This window comes from Claveliimonas bilis (assembly GCF_030296775.1).
In the GTDB taxonomy this organism is placed as follows: domain Bacteria; phylum Bacillota; class Clostridia; order Lachnospirales; family Lachnospiraceae; genus Claveliimonas; species Claveliimonas bilis.
Genome location: NZ_AP027742.1, coordinates 2,446,334 through 2,461,505, shown reverse-complemented (window position 1 = coordinate 2,461,505; position 15,172 = coordinate 2,446,334). Strand labels below are relative to the sequence as shown.

Sequence of the window (15,172 nt, the reverse complement as noted above, 5' to 3'; positions counted from 1 at the left end):
GGCATGATGTCCCAGGTTAATATTGAAGAGAGGGAGGCTGGATGAGAGGCAGAACGGCTGTATTCTCATTTAGCCTTTTCAAAATGTCTGCACCTGAAAGGATGAGGAAAGCGGAGTATGAAGAAAATGTAGAGCAGACAGACAAACCAGAACGGACAGGAAAATTAGAAAGGACAGATAAAGGTGAGGCAGGAAAGATTTAAAATGGAGAGGCAGGGCCTTGTAGAAGAAGGTCAGGAGGTCGTCATCAGCGAGAGAAGTCCCAGTACAGGGCGGTATACCTATCTGGTTGAACCGTCTGTAGCCATGTCCGGAATTTATCGGACAAATGAAAGAATCAAAGCGCGAAAGGGCGTCATCCGAAAAATCGAGGAGACAGAAAAAGGCTTTTATCTTATTGTGGAAATGGAAGAGTAAATCTGGGAAATTCCCTTTAAGATTTCTTTATGAAGGAGGAAAAATGAAAAAACATTTTCCGCTATTTATATCTGTAGAGAAGAAAAAGGTACTGGTTATCGGGGCAGGGAAAGTGGCTCTTCGCAGAATATCAGTCCTTCAGGATTTTGGAGCCGATATCACAGTCATTGCCAAAAGCGTCCCGGGTGATCAGAAAGAAAGAATCGAATGTCTGCACAGAGAGGGGAAAATAAACCTGATGGAGCGGGAATTTCGTCCTGCTGATATTCTTACAGACTATTTTATGATAATCGCTGCTTCGGATGACAATGACCTTAATCGTAACATCGTAGCTCTTGGCAGGGAGAAAGGAATTTTGGTAAATTCGGCGTCGTGCCGGGAGGACTGTGATTTTTATTTTCCGGCCATTGCAGCAAAGGACAACATTGTGGTTGGAATTGCAGGAGACGGATCGGATCATCGGGCAGTGGCTGACCTTGCAGCGAAAGTTCGCAGAGAATTATAGCGTCCTGGGACGCACAGTATCAGAAGACAGCTGGGAGTGTGAGAATGAAACTTAAGGTAGGAAGCAGAATGAGCCGGCTGGCAATCCGGCAGGCAGAACTTATAATAGAAGAATTACAGACAGTCAATCCGGCGCTGGAATGTGAACTGGTTACGATGAAGACAACAGGGGATCGCATTCTTAATAAGACGCTGGATAAAATCGGAGGGAAAGGTCTTTTTATGAAAGAGCTGGAGGCAGCTCTTCAGGAAGGGAAGATCGATCTTGCAGTACATAGTCTGAAAGATATGCCGATGGAGGAGACAAAAGAGTATCCCATTCTGGCATTTTCTGAGCGTGAAGATCCAAGAGATGTGTTAGTGCTCCCAAAGGGAGTGGAAAAATGGGATGTTAAAAAACCGGTTGGATGTTCCAGTTTGCGAAGGAAAATTCAATTGCATGCTATGTATCCGGAACTGGAAATAACCAGTATACGAGGGAACGTATTGACCCGGTTGGAAAAGTTGGATAAAGGGGAGTTTGGCGCTTTGGTGCTGGCGGCAGCCGGGCTGAAAAGATTAGGCCTGGAAAACCGGATCAGCCGTTACTTTGAGGTGACGGAGATCCTTCCTTCTGCAGGACAGGGAGTTTTGGCCGTGCAGGGGAAAAAGTCCCTGAAATCCATTACAGATGGAATCGATCACAAGGAATCCCGGTGGATTTCTGTGGCGGAGCGGTCCTTTGTGCGGCGGTTGAATGGAGGCTGTTCTTCGCCCGTGGCGGCTTATGGAGAGATCAGGAACGGCATCTGTACTTTGAGGGGTCTTTATTATAATGAAGGAACAGGATTTTTCAAAGTGGGCCAGCAGTCGCTGCCGAAGGAAGAAATGGCTGATGTTCAAAACGCTGTCCGGATAGGGATGGATCTTGCGGAAAAGTTAAAAAATGAGGAGACAGAAAAATGAAGCAGAGAAGACAAGGAAAAGGAGTTGTCTATCTGGTAGGGGCCGGCCCCTCTGACGCCGAGCTGATCACTGTAAAAGGAAAACGCCTGCTGGAAGAGGCGGATGTTATTGTCTATGACCGGCTTGTGGGAAGCAGTGTCCTTTCATATGGAAATAATGAAGCGGAATATATAGATGTGGGAAAACGGTCGGGATTTCATCCGATCCCCCAGGAAGAGATCAATAAAATTCTTGCTGCAGAGGCAGAAAAAGGAGGGAGGATCGTGCGCCTTAAAGGAGGGGATCCCCTTGTATTCGGGAGAGGTGCAGAGGAGGCGGAATATTTAAACGCTCAGGGGATCGCATTTGAGATTGTCCCCGGAATCACTTCTGCTGTTTCTGTGCCGGCCTATCTTGGTATCCCTGTGACCCACCGGGATATGGCGTCATCCTTTCACGTTGTCACTGCCCACAAAAAGGACGGAAGTTTTCCGGATATTTCTTACGACGCCCTGGTAAAAGGAGGCGGAACTCTGGTATTCCTGATGGGGGTGCACACGGTAAAGGATGTGGCAGAAGGTTTGTTAAAGAGCAGTATGCCTCCAGAGACACCGGCTGCTGTCCTGGAGAGAGGGACAACGGCAAGGCAGCGGAAAATCAAAGGAACCATTGCAGACATTGCCCGGAAAGCATTGGAAGAGAAGGTACAGTCCCCAGCCATCATTCTTGTAGGGCAGGCTGCCGGAGAAGACCAAATGGAGTGGTATGACAAACGCCCGCTGGCAGGAAAGAAATTTGTGGTGACAAGGCCAAGAGAGCAAAAGGACAAGCTGTCAGCCCTCCTTAGGGAAAAGGGGGCGGAAGTCTTGGAAGCTCCTACAATCCGCATTGTCCCCATAGAAGAAAATCCTGCTTTGGATGAAGCGCTGGAGAAGATTGTAGATTATAGCTGGCTGGTATTTACCAGCCCTACAGGGGTACAGATTTTCAGAGACTATCTGAAAAAGCATTCGATAGACAACCGAAAGCTGTCTCATCTTAAATTTGCAGTGATAGGGCAGGGAACAGCGGAGAAAATGCGGGAGTGGGGATTTTCCCCGGATTTGATGCCCGAAGTATACGACAGCAGACATCTGGCGGAGGAATTGGCGCTGCAAGTGGGAAAGAAGGAAAAAATTCTTCTTCCCAGAGCCAGGATGGGAAGCCGGGAACTTACGGAAATCCTGGAGAGAGCAGGCATACAGACGGCGGACATACCGCTGTATGATACCTGTTATGAGTCCCGGCCCTTTGTTGATCTGGAAAAAGAGTTTGGAGAAGGGATCAGTGATTATGCTGTTTTTACCAGTGCTTCTACTGTCCGCGGATTTGTCCATGCCGCGCCGGAGCTGGATTTTGGCAGGGTGACGGCGCTTTGTATCGGAGAAAAGACAGAAGAAGAAGCAAGGAAAGCCGGGATGGTTACCTATACAGCTAGGAGGGCGGACGTAGAGTCCCTTGTTTTACTGGCAGAAGAAATGGAGAAGCAATGAGCAGGCAGAAAAAGGAGTTAAAAAAAGGCTGGACTACAGGAACCTGCGCACAGGCAGCTTCAAGGGCAGCGGCAGAATATTTGCTTACAGGCAGAAAGAGGGAACAGATCAAAGTATGGATTCCTGCCGGATGGAGCCTGGAACTTCCTGTGGAAGAATGCGGGCCGGTAAGATATGATGACCGGGGAAATGTGAACTCTGTCAGGTGCGGTATCAGAAAGTACAGCGGAGACGACCCGGATATTACGAACGGAGTTGTGATTTACAGTACAGTCTCTATGGAAGAAGGAGATCATATCATCATAGACGGCGGAGAAGGAGTGGGAAGAGTGACAAAGCCCGGTCTGGATCAGCCGGTAGGCAGTGCGGCCATCAACACGGTCCCAAGAAAAATGATAGAAAAAGAAGTCCGGGAAGTGCGGGACATCTCAGGTTATACCGGAGGCCTGAAGGTAATCATTGAGATACCGGGAGGCCAGGAGCTGGCAGAAAAGACCTTTAACCCCCGTATTGGGATAGAAGGAGGGCTGTCTGTGCTTGGAACAAGCGGCATTGTGGAACCTATGAGTGAGCAGGCCCTTATTGACACCATTGAGGTAGAGATAAAAGTAAAGCTTGCCGCAAAAAGAGAGATTATTTTGGCAGCGCCCGGCAATTATGGGCTGGATTTCCTGGAAGAGAAATGGCAGATCCAGAAAGAGGAGGCTGTCAAGTGCAGCAATTATGTGGGAGATACCATAGATCTTGCAGTAAAACATGGCGCAAAGGGGCTGCTTTTTATTTCTCATATCGGTAAATTTGTAAAGGTTGCCGGAGGCATTATGAATACGCATTCCAGATATGCAGACTGCCGGATGGAAATTTTAAGTGCTGCAGCTCTTCGGGCAGGTCTGGGAGAAGCGGCTGCCCTGTCGCTTCTTGGCTGCAACACAACAGAGGATGCACTGCAGATGCTGGATGGAGAAAAAAGGGAGAAGATAATAGAGGTTTTGATGCAGAAGATCCATACGTATCTTAACATGAGGTCCGGCGGAGAGATAAAGACCGGAGCAATCGTATTTTCCAATACCTTCGGGATGCTTGGAATGACGGAGGACGCTTTGGAGCTGATCGAGGAATATAAGTTCCATTGCCAGCAGCGGAATTGATATTGCATATATCAATAGGATAAATAATAAAAGCTCTATAGAAATAAAAAAATATATAAAAAGAAAGGGAATCATATGAAAGGAACGTTGTATGGAGTAGGCGTCGGCCCTGGGGATCCGGAACTTTTGACCCTTCAAGCTGTCCGTATCATAAGGGAGAGCGATGTGATCTTTGCACCCGGAAAAGTGCCGGAAGAGACAACTGCCTATCAGATCGCGGCAGGAGCGGTACCGGAACTTGCCTCAAAGGAGACGGAAGGGCTTTATATGCCGATGACAAAAGATGAGGAAGCAAGGGAGAAGGCCCATGAAGATGCGGCAAAGAGGATCCTTGCAGTTTTGGAACAGGGAAAGACAGCGGCTTATCTCACGCTGGGAGATCCCTGTATTTATTCCACTTATCTCTATGTCCATAAAAAGGTAGAGGCAGCAGGATATCCGGCAAAACTGATCAATGGGATTCCTTCTTTTCTGGCAGTATCGGCAGCTTTGGATGAGGGGCTTGTGGAAAAGGATCAGATGCTTCATCTCATTCCCGCCTCCTATCCGATTGCAGAAGGAATCGCTCTTTCAGGTACCAAGGTATTAATGAAAGCGGGAAAAGAAGCGGCCAGGGTAAGAGACTACCTGAAGGAGAATGGGCAGAAAGGGCAGGCTGTGGAGCGATGCAAAATGGACGGAGAGAAAATTTACCGTTCTTTGGATGAAATTCCAGATGATTTAAGTTATTATTCTATTATGGTAGTAAAAGATGCAGGAGGACAATAGATGGTTTATTTTGTGGGCGCAGGCCCTGGGGATCCGGATCTTATTACAGTAAAGGGGAAACGGAAAGTAGATGAGGCGGATGTCATTATTTATGCCGGGTCTTTGGTAAATCCCCAGGTGATGGCAGACAGAAAAAAAGAGTGCCAGGTTTTCAACAGTGCTTATATGACACTGGAAGAAGTACTGGATGTTATGAAAAAAGCGGAAGAAGAAGGGAAGACGACGGTGCGGCTGCATACCGGGGATCCCTGCCTGTACGGAGCCATTCAGGAACAGATGGATGCGCTGGATGCGCTTGGCATTTCTTATGAAGTATGTCCCGGAGTCAGTTCATTTTGTGGAGCCGCAGCTGCCCTTCAGCTGGAATACACACTGCCGTCCATAGCCCAGAGTGTTGTTATCACAAGGATGGCGGGACGTACCCCTGTGCCGGAGAGGGAAAGTATCCGTTCTTTTGCACAGCATCAGACGACCATGGTATTGTTTTTAAGCGCCGGGCTTTTGGGGCAGCTGTCTTTAGAGCTGCAGGCAGGAGGGTATCCTCCGGACACACCGGCAGTCATTGTATACAAAGCTACCTGGGAAGAGGAAAAGAAAGTGATCTGCACCGTGGATTCTTTGGAAGAGGCAGCGGCAAGAGAGGGGATCAAAAAGACTGCCCTTATTATTGTGGGACGTATATTGGAAAAAAAGAATTATGAAAGATCCAAACTATATGATCCATCCTTCGACACCGAATATCGGAAGAGCAAAGACGGGCAGAAAGAAATGAGGAAAGAACATTGAAAAAGTCCTTAACACTTATTGTCTGCTATACAGACAGAGGGAAAGAAAAAATGCAGGCAATAGAAGAGATCCTTACCCGCCGGGGAAGAGACACCGTTTGTCTTGAGAGACCTTCCGGAAAGGATTGGGTATCTCATTATTGGGACAAAGCCGGAGAGATCCTTTTCATTGGAGCAGCCGGGATTGCGGTCCGTCTCATTGCCCCCTGTCTTCAGGATAAAATGAAGGATCCGGCAGTGGTTGTCATGGATGAGAAAGGAACCTTTGCCATTCCGATCCTGTCCGGCCATGTGGGTGGGGCAAATGAACTTGCCCTTCTTCTGGCGGAGGAGATGGGCTCCCTGCCGGTGCTGACAACGGCGACAGATGTACAGGGGAAATTTGCGGTAGATATGTTTGCAAAGAAACAGTCTCTCCTTTTTTCCAACCGGATGCTGGCAAAAAAAATTTCTGCTGCTATACTAAGAGGGGAGAAAATCGGATTTTATGCAGAGTGCCCGGTGGAAGGGGAACTTCCGGAAGAACTGGAGTCCTGTCCCAGGGAAGAGATGCTGAAAGAATTTCCCCTGGGAATTGCCGTTGTACAAAGCCCGGACGGCGAAGGGCGAAAGGACCTGGAAACAAGCGGGTCGTCCGGAGCGAAGATCCTTTATCTTTACCCGGCTAATCTCACTTTGGGAGCCGGGTGTAAAAAAGGAAAGCCGGCAAAAGAGCTGGAAGATTTCTTCTGCAGGAGCCTTAAATCTCTCGGCCTTAGAAAAGAACAGGTGGAAAAGATCGGAAGTATTGACAGAAAAGCAGAAGAAGAGGGATTCCTTGAGCTGGCTGATCAGTGGAACATTCCATTTGAGACCTGGCCGGAGGAAGTGCTTAAGCAGATAGAAAACGTAAGCAGGGAATCCGGATTTGTCCGCCAGGTGACAGGAATTGGAAATGTCTGCGAGCGGGCAGCGATACAGGGCAGCAAAAACGGAAGGCTGCTTCTTGAAAAAACAGCAGAAAACGGCATGACCCTTGCGGTGGCGGCCAAAGATTGGAGTGTAGCATTTGACGAAATTATATGTAGTGGGCATCGGGCCGGGAAACTATGAAGATATGACGATACGGGCGGCAAAGGCGCTGGAAGCAAGCCAGGTGATCGCAGGTTATACGGTCTATGTAGATCTGGTAAAGGAGCATTTTCCCGGAAAGGAATTTCTGACAACCCCTATGACAAAAGAAATCCAGAGATGCCGCATGGCGCTTGAAAAGGCACAGCAGGGGCAGACCACAGCCATGATCTGCAGCGGAGATGCAGGGATCTACGGTATGGCAGGACTGATCCTTTCCATGAAAGAAGAGTATCCGGACGTCCAGGTGGAAGTGGTTCCGGGAGTGACGGCGGCTTCTTCAGGGGCGGCTGTACTGGGCGCGCCCCTTATCCACGATTTTGCCGTCATAAGCCTAAGCGATCTTCTCACGCCGTGGGAAAAGATTGAAAAAAGGCTGCGGTCGGCGGCAGAGGCGGACTTTGCAATCTGTATCTATAATCCTTCCAGCCGCAAAAGGAAGGACTATCTGAAAAGAGCGTGCCGCATCATTGGAGAATACCAGAGCTCCGATACCGTATGCGGCTATGTGTCCAACATAGGGCGGGAAGGAGAGGCATACAGGATATGCACGCTTGCCCGGCTTATGGAAGCGCAGACAGATATGTTTACAACAGTATTTATTGGAAACTCACAGACCATCAGAAAAAAGGAAGCTATGATAACACCAAGGGGATATGAAAATGGCTAGTATTATGATTTTTGCAGGAACGACAGAGGGGCGGAAAATAGCGGAATTTCTTCGGGGACATGCACCGAAAGTATATGTCCTTACGGCGACAGAGTATGGAAAAGAGCAAGTGGAGGACGGGGAAAATATCCACGTTCTCGCCGGCAGACTGGATGTGGAGGGAATGCGGGAACTGGCTTACGGGTGCCAGGCAGAGCTTGTCATTGACGCCACCCATCCTTTTGCCATGGAAGTGACAAAAAATATACAGAAAATGTGTCGGGAAGAGAGCATTTCTTATATGCGGGTGCTGCGGGAAGGATCCGTAAAGGACGGAAATGCAGTGTGGGTAAAGAATATTCGGGAGGCGGCGGACTATCTGAAAGATAAGGAAGGAAATGTCCTCATCACCACCGGAAGCAAGGAACTTGCGCCTTACACGGAAATACCCGATTATCAGAGCCGGTGCTTTCTTCGTGTGCTTTCCACAAAAGAAGCAGTGCAAAAAGCAGTGGAAAACGGATTTGAAGGGAAACATCTCATTGCGATGCAGGGACCTTTTTCCCAGGAAATGAACGAACAGCTTCTTCGCCATGTGCAGGCAAAATATATGGTGACAAAGGAATCAGGCCGAAGCGGCGGATATGAAGAAAAGCTTCGCGCCGCCAAAAAAGCGGGAGCAGTGGCAGTTGTCATTGGAAGACCCCTGGAAAAGGGAGTCACTCTGGATGAAGCGTTTCAGATCCTTGCAGAAAAATACGGTTTCCGCCGTCCGCGTCATATTACCCTTGTAGGAGTGGGGCCGGGGGATGAGAGTTTGCTGACAAAAGCAGCACAGCGGGCAATGAAATCGGCGGATGTGCTGATCGGAGCCAAGCGTATGCTGCAGGCGGCAGAAGGAATCGCGGCAGAAAGATATGAAGAGTACCGTGCAGACAAGATAGAAGAATTTTTAAGGATCAATTCCAGATACCGGCAGATTGTCATTCTGCTTTCCGGCGATGTCAGCTTTTACAGCGGAGCGGCGAAGCTGAAAGAGACATTGAAGGAATATGAGATGTCAGTCATTCCGGGAATTTCATCTATTTCCTGTATGGCGGCCCGGATTGGAAAGGGAGTGGAACATACTCCTTTGCTCAGCATTCACGGTCGGAACTGTAATTATGTGGATTATTTAAGAGAATACGGACGAATCTTTCTTCTGGTAAGCAGCGGGAAAGAGATTGAAACCGTGTTAAGAAGACTTTGCCGGTATGGCTATGGATCTGCGTCTGTCTATGTGGGAAGCAGACTGTCCTACCCCAAGGAAAATCTCATATCAGGTACAGCCAAACGCTTGTCTGAAAAAGAAAAAATCTGGGACGGGCTCAGTGTGATGTATGTGGAGATCCCGGAAATCCTTGTGGAAGAGGCACCGCAGGAGACGGAGGATGGCGATTTTATCCGGGGAAAGATTCCTATGACAAAAAGCGGGATCCGAAGCGTAGTCCTTGCAAAAATGAATCCCCAAAAGGACGCAGTTATTTACGATGTAGGCGCAGGAACCGGATCCGTGTCCATTGCCCTTGCAAAGAAATCCATAGACGGCATGGTTTTTGCCATCGAGAAGAAGATTGAAGGAATTGCTCTTATACACAAGAACAAGAGGCATTTTCATGTATCCAATATTCAGGCCGTTCACGGAGAGGCTCCTGAAGCATTGGAGCAGCTGCCGGCGCCGGATCTTGCTTTTGTGGGAGGAAGCAGCGGAAATCTGACGTCCATTCTGGAAGCAATATGGAGCAAAAATCCAGAGGCAAAAATCGTAGTTTCCGCTATCACACTGAATACCCTTGCGGAATGCACCGAATATATAAAGCGGCATCCAAAGCTTGGAGCGGATATAATGCAGATCCAGGTATCCCAGGGAAAAAAAGTAGGAAGATATCAGATGATGACCGGACAGAACCCCATCTATATCGTTACGTTTGAAAGACGGAAAGAGAAAAAAGAGCAGGGCAGGGAAGGAGAGAAGAAAGAATGAAACGGCAGGCACCCAGACTTGTCATAGCGGCGCCGGGGAGCGGAAGCGGAAAGACACTTGCTGTCTGTGGAATTTTAACTTCCCTTCTGGCAGCAGGAAAAAAGCCGGCAGCCTTTAAATGCGGTCCGGATTATATTGATCCCATGTTCCATGAAACCGTGATCGGAACAGCTTCCAAAAATCTGGATACTTTCTTTGCCGGAGAAGAACTGGTAAGACAGCTTTTCCTGGAGGAGGCAAAACAGGCGGATCTTTCTGTGATCGAGGGCGTGATGGGATATTATGACGGCCTGGCAGGCACTTCCCTTTCAGCCAGTACCTACGATGTGGCAAGGACGCTGGAAGCGCCCGTTATACTGGTAGTTGATGCTGCAAAGACAAGCGTTTCCGTTATGGCGCTTTTGAAAGGATTCCGGGAATTTCGGCGGGACAGCCTGATCCGGGGTGTGATCTTTAATCAATTGTCTCCGTCCCGCTATGAAGGGATGAAACAATTGACAGAAGAAGAGCTTGACATTCCGGTCTGCGGCTATCTGCCTAAAATGGAAGATATGGACCTGGAAAGCCGCCATTTGGGGCTTGTTATGCCGGGTGAGATCAAGAAGTGGAAGGAGAAACTGCAAAAACTGGAAAAGCAGTGCCGGATTTCTCTTGATCTTCCCCTTCTGGAAAAGATTGCTTCCACGGCTCCGGATATGGAGGAAGGGGAATTAGATATCCCTGTAAAGGAGATTTCTCAAAAGTTGCTCCAAAAGGATTCCCAAAAGCCGCCTGTGGTCGCTGTGGCAAAAGATGCGGCCTTTTCCTTCTATTATAAAGATAACCTAAGGCTTCTTGAAAAGCTTGGGGCACAGCTTTTGGAATTTTCCCCCTTAAATGACAGGGAAATTCCCAGGGAGGCGGATGCCCTTCTCCTTGGAGGCGGCTATCCTGAGCTTTACGGCGCTCATCTGGAGGCAAATCTTCCCATGCGCCAGTCAGTGAAGCAGGCGCTTTCCTCTGGAATGCCGTGTATGGCAGAGTGCGGAGGCTTCCTCTATCTTCAGGAGGAGATGGAAGATCCCGAAGGAAGACATTGCAAAATGGCAGGATTCCTGCCGGGGAAAAGCTTTTATAAAGGGAGACTGTCCAGATTTGGCTATGTGTCACTGACAGCCCAAAAAGACGGAGCGTTTGCAAAAGAAAAAGAGATTATCCGGGGACATGAGTTTCACTATATGGATACAGATGCAAATGGGGACGCATTCCAGGCCTGCAAACCCATTACCGGCCGGAATTGGGAATGCGGCGTGACAGGAGAGGCATTTTATGCCGGATTTCCTCATCTCTATCTCTATTCGATGCCGGATTTTGCCGGACGATTTGTAAGAAAGGCAGAAGAATATGGAAAAAACAGAAGAAAACAACAGCTTTAAAGTGACAGGATTAGATCAAACTTCCATGGAGCGGTGCCAAAGGCGCTGGATGCAGATTGCAAAACCTTTGTACGGACTTGGAAGGCTGGAAGATGCCATCATACAGATTGCAGGTATTATGGGAAATGAAAAAGTTTCTATAGACAAAAAAGCATTGATCGTCATGTGCGCTGACAACGGAGTAGTGGAAGAGGGGGTCTCCCAGACAGACAGCAGCGTAACGGCAGTGGTGACAGACAATTTTGCAGAAGGAAAGACTTCCGCCTGCCTGATGAGCAGGCGGGCCGGTGTGGACGTTTTCCCCATTGATATCGGCGTACAGACAAAGACAAAAGTCTATGAAGATAAAGTAGCCTGGGGAACCCGGAATATGGCCAAAGGCCCTGCCATGTCAAAGAAGGAAGCCCAGGAAGCCATCCATGCAGGAATCCGCGCAGCCTGGCGCTGCCGGGAACTGGGGTATCAGATCCTTCTGACCGGTGAAATGGGAATCGGCAACACTACCACAAGCAGCGCCGTGGTTTCAGTGCTCCTTGGCAAGGATCCGAAGGAAGTGACAGGAAAAGGGGCAGGACTTTCCGACGAGGGGCTTCTTCGGAAGCAGCAGGTGATACGGACAGCTATCCAAAGGAACCGGCCGGATCCCCAAGATCCGCTGGATGTGCTTGCCAAAGTGGGAGGACTGGATATCGGAGGCCTTGCCGGAGTGTTCCTTGGAGGAGCCATGTACCGGATCCCTGTAGTGATGGACGGATTCATTTCCGCGGCGGCGGCTCTTGTTGCCTGCCGGATCGAGCCAAAGGTTTCCGATTATATTCTTCCTTCCCATTTATCCGGAGAAGGGGGAATGAGCCTGGTTTTAAAAGAACTTGGAAAGGAACCCTTCCTGCACTGCGGCATGAAGCTGGGAGAAGGGACCGCCGCAGTCGCTCTTATGCCCCTTTTGGATATGGCGCTGGAAGTGTATCGTCATATGCCTGATTTTGACGGGATTCAGATTGAGGCCTATCAGCCTCTTTAACGCTCTTTAAAGGAGGAAGCAATGCTTTACATGATATTTGGAGGAAGCGGAAGCGGCAAGTCCGAGTATGCGGAAGATCTTGCGGTGAAACTTTGTCCGGAAGAAAAAATTTATCTTGCCACTCTGCAGGATATTGATGAAGAAATGGAAAAACGAATTGAAGATCACAGAACCATGCGGAAAGGAAAGCATTTTACAACTGTTGAGCAGGGGCTTGCCCTGGAAACGCTGGATGTAAGCGGACAGAAACTGGTACTGTTAGAATGCATGACCAATCTTCTGGCAAATGAGATGTATTCCCCAAAGGCACAGAAGGAAGAGCCGGTGGCGGATTACATTATGAGAGGGATCCGGCATATCAAAGGCCAGGTGGAGGACCTGATCGTGATCGCCCAGGATTCTTTTTCCGAGGTTCCCATGGACCCGGAAATGCGCCGATATGTCCGGGAGTCCGGGCGGGTCAATCAGAAACTGGCAAAAGAGGCGGATGTGGTCATTGAAGTCAAATTCGGCCTTCCCCTTATGCTGAAAGGAGAGCTGCCTTTGGAGCTGAAAGGGGACGGGACAGTATGAAATATGTAAGCAGCTTTCTGATCGCTTTCAGTATGTATTCCAAGATTCCGGTTCCACAGGCAGACTGGGAGAAATCTTCTATGGAATATGTCATGTGCTTTTTCCCGCTGGTGGGAGCTGTCATCGGGGGTATCCTGTATGGGGCTGCCTGGGCGGCGGATTTTTTTGCTATTCCCCGGCAGCTGTCGGCGGCCGTTCTGACTGCGCTTCCTCTCTGGATTTCCGGGGGGATCCACATGGATGGCTATATGGACACAAAAGATGCGCTGGCTTCCTGGGGAGATTCCCAAAAGAAGCTGGAAATCCTGAAGGACAGCCGTGTGGGAGCTTTTGCCGTGATGGGACTTGGGATTTATCTTCTGCTCTCTTACGGAGCATGGAACTGTATCCGACCCGGGCAGGGGCTTTTCTGTGTCGGTGTGGGCTTTGTGATAAGCCGGGCCTTAAGCGGACTTTCTGTTATTTTCTTTCCCAAGGCAAAAAAGACAGGCTCCTATGTGACTATGTTTGCAGGGAAGGCACAGAAGAAAAAGGGAGCAGTCATCCTTGGTCTGCTGCTTTTTGCTGCGTCGGCTTTGCTCCTTGTGTTCGGGGGACGATGCGGATGGATCTGCCTTTTGACGGCGGCAGCGGTTTATATCTGGTATTATTACATAAGTAAAAAACAATTTGGAGGAATCACCGGAGATCTGGCAGGATATTTTGTCCAGCTTTTAGAGTTGGTCTTTCTTCTTGCGGCAGCGGTGACAGGATAGTACAATGAAAATCATATTGGTCCGTCACGGACAAACAGAAGGCAACCGGGAGCATCGTTTCATCGGAGGAAGAAGCGATGAACCTGTGACGAAAGAAGGAATCCTTACACTGGAAAAACGAATATATCCTAAGGTGGAGCATGTATTTTCCAGTCCGATGAAGAGGTGCATACAGACAGCGAAGGTGGTCTTTGGGGAAGAAGATCCGGAGATCATAGAGGAGTTTAGAGAATGTGATTTCGGAATATTGGAGGGCAAAACCCATGAGGAACTTATGGAAGATCCCCTGTATGACACTTTTGTAGAAAGCGGCGGCGAGCTGCCTTTCCCGGAAGGGGAGGCGATTCCTGATTTTAACGCCCGGTGCGTGAAGGCTCTTCAAAAAGCAGTGGAAATTGCCGGGGAAAGAGGATATCAGAGTATAGGCTGTACCGTTCACGGCGGGGTGATCATGGCAGTGATGTCGCAGATGGTGAAAGGCAGCGATTACTATGCCTGGAACGTAGAAAACGGAGAAGGCTATATTGTGGAAATAGACGAAGAAAAATGGAAGGAAGGACATCTGGATGGCACAGTCACTGGCGGCACTTTGCATCGGATTTATACTTGATTTTATTTTGGGAGATCCCCACAGCCTCTGGCATCCGGTGCAGGGGATCGGCTCTTTGATCACCGGGACGGAAAAGGTGCTGCGAAAGGTATTTCCCGATAAAAAGAGGTCTTTACAGATAGCAGGTCTCCTTCTGGTGATCTTTGTGGTGTCTGTCTCCGTACTGTTTGCAGGGCTGCTTCTGTGGATAGCAGAAAGGATCCATCCGGCTCTTGGTTTTGGACTTTCCTGCATTTTGTGCTGGCAGATGCTGGCAGCAAAATCCCTGAAAACAGAAAGTATGAAAGTGTATACCGCTCTGGAAAAAGAAGGGCTGGAAGCGGGAAGAAGAGCAGTTTCCATGATCGTGGGACGGGATACAAAGTCCCTTTCCGAAGAGGGCGTCATTAAAGCGGCAGTGGAAACCGTGGCGGAAAATACATCAGACGGTGTGACAGCTCCTTTATTTTACATGATGCTGGCGGGACCCTTAGGAGGTGTTTTTTATAAGGCCATCAATACCATGGATTCCATGATCGGCTACCGCAATGAGAAATACCGGTGGCTGGGAACCTGCGCGGCCCGTCTGGATGACATTGCCAATTTCATTCCTGCAAGGATCAGTGCGCTTTTTATGACAGCAGCAGCCTTTGTGCTGGGATTTGACGGAAAAAGTGCATGGAAAATCTACCGGCGTGACCGCCATAATCATAAAAGTCCTAATGCGGCGCAGACGGAAGCGGTGATGGCGGGGGCTCTTCAGGTGCAGCTTGCCGGGGACGCCTGGTATTTTGGAGAACTTTATAAAAAGCCCACCATCGGGGATCCCATCCGCTCGGTGAGGCGGGAGGATATTCGGGCAGCCTGCCGTCTGGAGTACGGAGCAGTCATCCTGCAGTTTTTGGTGATGGTGGCGGTAAAAGCAGCTTTGATCTTTCTGATTTAGAGAAAACGGCAGC

The 15,172-nt window shown here is 49.1% G+C and carries 17 protein-coding genes; all 17 read left to right on the top strand.

Going from position 1 to position 15,172, the window contains the following annotated elements; all coding sequences use genetic code 11:
• Positions 1–41 precede the first annotated feature (41 nt).
• Positions 42–203: a hypothetical protein gene (locus tag R2J37_RS11955; RefSeq protein WP_316265208.1), complete on the top strand. Its 162-nt coding sequence runs from the start codon at positions 42–44 to the stop codon at positions 201–203.
• Positions 184–417, top strand: a complete 234-nt coding sequence (locus R2J37_RS11950; RefSeq protein WP_230105472.1) for a hypothetical protein — start codon at positions 184–186, stop codon at positions 415–417. Before R2J37_RS11955 ends, R2J37_RS11950 begins: the two co-directional genes overlap by 20 nt.
• Before the next feature lie 43 nt (positions 418–460).
• Complete coding sequence (locus tag R2J37_RS11945; RefSeq protein WP_316265206.1) at positions 461–922, top strand: precorrin-2 dehydrogenase/sirohydrochlorin ferrochelatase family protein; 462 nt, start codon at positions 461–463, stop codon at positions 920–922.
• 44 nt (positions 923–966) lie between these two features.
• Positions 967–1,866, top strand: coding sequence for a hydroxymethylbilane synthase (gene hemC, locus R2J37_RS11940; RefSeq protein ID WP_316265204.1), 900 nt, complete (start codon positions 967–969; stop codon positions 1,864–1,866).
• Positions 1,863–3,377 (top strand): uroporphyrinogen-III C-methyltransferase, encoded by a 1,515-nt coding sequence (gene cobA / locus R2J37_RS11935; protein ID WP_316265202.1) that lies wholly within the window; start codon positions 1,863–1,865, stop codon positions 3,375–3,377. The genes hemC and cobA overlap by 4 nt, the downstream gene beginning before the upstream one ends.
• A complete protein-coding gene (gene cbiD / locus R2J37_RS11930) occupies positions 3,374–4,525 on the top strand; it encodes a cobalt-precorrin-5B (C(1))-methyltransferase CbiD (RefSeq protein ID WP_316265201.1) in 1,152 nt (383 codons plus the stop codon). The genes cobA and cbiD overlap by 4 nt, the downstream gene beginning before the upstream one ends.
• Before the next feature lie 75 nt (positions 4,526–4,600).
• A complete protein-coding gene (cobI, locus tag R2J37_RS11925) occupies positions 4,601–5,293 on the top strand; it encodes a precorrin-2 C(20)-methyltransferase (RefSeq protein ID WP_316265200.1) in 693 nt (230 codons plus the stop codon).
• Positions 5,294–6,079 (top strand): precorrin-4 C(11)-methyltransferase, encoded by a 786-nt coding sequence (gene cobM / locus R2J37_RS11920; RefSeq protein ID WP_316265199.1) that lies wholly within the window; start codon positions 5,294–5,296, stop codon positions 6,077–6,079.
• Positions 6,076–7,170 carry a cobalt-precorrin 5A hydrolase gene (locus tag R2J37_RS11915; RefSeq protein WP_316265197.1) on the top strand — a complete coding sequence of 365 codons (1,095 nt, stop codon included), beginning with the start codon at positions 6,076–6,078 and terminating at the stop codon, positions 7,168–7,170. Before cobM ends, R2J37_RS11915 begins: the two co-directional genes overlap by 4 nt.
• A 4-nt stretch (positions 7,171–7,174) precedes the next feature.
• The gene (gene cobJ / locus R2J37_RS11910; RefSeq protein ID WP_416387401.1) at positions 7,175–7,858 is read left to right on the top strand and encodes a precorrin-3B C(17)-methyltransferase; all 684 of its coding nucleotides are present in this window, start codon (positions 7,175–7,177) and stop codon (positions 7,856–7,858) included.
• Positions 7,851–9,860: a precorrin-6A reductase gene (cobK, locus tag R2J37_RS11905; protein ID WP_316265193.1), complete on the top strand. Its 2,010-nt coding sequence runs from the start codon at positions 7,851–7,853 to the stop codon at positions 9,858–9,860. The genes cobJ and cobK overlap by 8 nt, the downstream gene beginning before the upstream one ends.
• Positions 9,857–11,275, top strand: coding sequence for a cobyrinic acid a,c-diamide synthase CobB (locus R2J37_RS11900; protein WP_316265191.1), 1,419 nt, complete (start codon positions 9,857–9,859; stop codon positions 11,273–11,275). Before cobK ends, R2J37_RS11900 begins: the two co-directional genes overlap by 4 nt.
• The gene (cobT, locus tag R2J37_RS11895; protein WP_316265189.1) at positions 11,244–12,296 is read left to right on the top strand and encodes a nicotinate-nucleotide--dimethylbenzimidazole phosphoribosyltransferase; all 1,053 of its coding nucleotides are present in this window, start codon (positions 11,244–11,246) and stop codon (positions 12,294–12,296) included. The genes R2J37_RS11900 and cobT overlap by 32 nt, the downstream gene beginning before the upstream one ends.
• A gap of 21 nt (positions 12,297–12,317) precedes the next feature.
• The gene (locus R2J37_RS11890) at positions 12,318–12,869 is read left to right on the top strand and encodes a bifunctional adenosylcobinamide kinase/adenosylcobinamide-phosphate guanylyltransferase (protein WP_316265188.1); all 552 of its coding nucleotides are present in this window, start codon (positions 12,318–12,320) and stop codon (positions 12,867–12,869) included.
• Positions 12,866–13,624: an adenosylcobinamide-GDP ribazoletransferase gene (locus tag R2J37_RS11885; protein ID WP_316265186.1), complete on the top strand. Its 759-nt coding sequence runs from the start codon at positions 12,866–12,868 to the stop codon at positions 13,622–13,624. The genes R2J37_RS11890 and R2J37_RS11885 overlap by 4 nt, the downstream gene beginning before the upstream one ends.
• Before the next feature lie 4 nt (positions 13,625–13,628).
• A complete protein-coding gene (locus tag R2J37_RS11880; RefSeq protein WP_316265184.1) occupies positions 13,629–14,234 on the top strand; it encodes a histidine phosphatase family protein in 606 nt (201 codons plus the stop codon).
• Positions 14,191–15,159, top strand: a complete 969-nt coding sequence (gene cbiB, locus R2J37_RS11875) for an adenosylcobinamide-phosphate synthase CbiB (RefSeq protein ID WP_316265183.1) — start codon at positions 14,191–14,193, stop codon at positions 15,157–15,159. Before R2J37_RS11880 ends, cbiB begins: the two co-directional genes overlap by 44 nt.
• Positions 15,160–15,172: the final 13 nt, after the last annotated feature.

What these genes read in the sequence shown, in the direction of transcription:
- cobI (WP_316265200.1), top strand. Translation starts at nt 4,601, where the DNA reads ATGAAAGGAACGTTGTATGGAGTAGGCGTCGGCCCTGGGGATCCGGAA.
- R2J37_RS11885 (WP_316265186.1), top strand. Translation starts at nt 12,866, where the DNA reads ATGAAATATGTAAGCAGCTTTCTGATCGCTTTCAGTATGTATTCCAAG.
- R2J37_RS11880 (WP_316265184.1), top strand. Translation starts at nt 13,629, where the DNA reads ATGAAAATCATATTGGTCCGTCACGGACAAACAGAAGGCAACCGGGAG.
- R2J37_RS11900 (WP_316265191.1), top strand. Translation starts at nt 9,857, where the DNA reads ATGAAACGGCAGGCACCCAGACTTGTCATAGCGGCGCCGGGGAGCGGA.
- hemC (WP_316265204.1), top strand. Translation starts at nt 967, where the DNA reads ATGAAACTTAAGGTAGGAAGCAGAATGAGCCGGCTGGCAATCCGGCAG.
- cobA (WP_316265202.1), top strand. Translation starts at nt 1,863, where the DNA reads ATGAAGCAGAGAAGACAAGGAAAAGGAGTTGTCTATCTGGTAGGGGCC.
- cbiB (WP_316265183.1), top strand. Translation starts at nt 14,191, where the DNA reads ATGGCACAGTCACTGGCGGCACTTTGCATCGGATTTATACTTGATTTT.
- R2J37_RS11890 (WP_316265188.1), top strand. Translation starts at nt 12,318, where the DNA reads ATGCTTTACATGATATTTGGAGGAAGCGGAAGCGGCAAGTCCGAGTAT.
- R2J37_RS11945 (WP_316265206.1), top strand. Translation starts at nt 461, where the DNA reads ATGAAAAAACATTTTCCGCTATTTATATCTGTAGAGAAGAAAAAGGTA.
- cobJ (WP_416387401.1), top strand. Translation starts at nt 7,175, where the DNA reads ATGACGATACGGGCGGCAAAGGCGCTGGAAGCAAGCCAGGTGATCGCA.
- cobM (WP_316265199.1), top strand. Translation starts at nt 5,294, where the DNA reads ATGGTTTATTTTGTGGGCGCAGGCCCTGGGGATCCGGATCTTATTACA.
- cbiD (WP_316265201.1), top strand. Translation starts at nt 3,374, where the DNA reads ATGAGCAGGCAGAAAAAGGAGTTAAAAAAAGGCTGGACTACAGGAACC.
- cobT (WP_316265189.1), top strand. Translation starts at nt 11,244, where the DNA reads ATGGAAAAAACAGAAGAAAACAACAGCTTTAAAGTGACAGGATTAGAT.
- cobK (WP_316265193.1), top strand. Translation starts at nt 7,851, where the DNA reads ATGGCTAGTATTATGATTTTTGCAGGAACGACAGAGGGGCGGAAAATA.
- R2J37_RS11955 (WP_316265208.1), top strand. Translation starts at nt 42, where the DNA reads ATGAGAGGCAGAACGGCTGTATTCTCATTTAGCCTTTTCAAAATGTCT.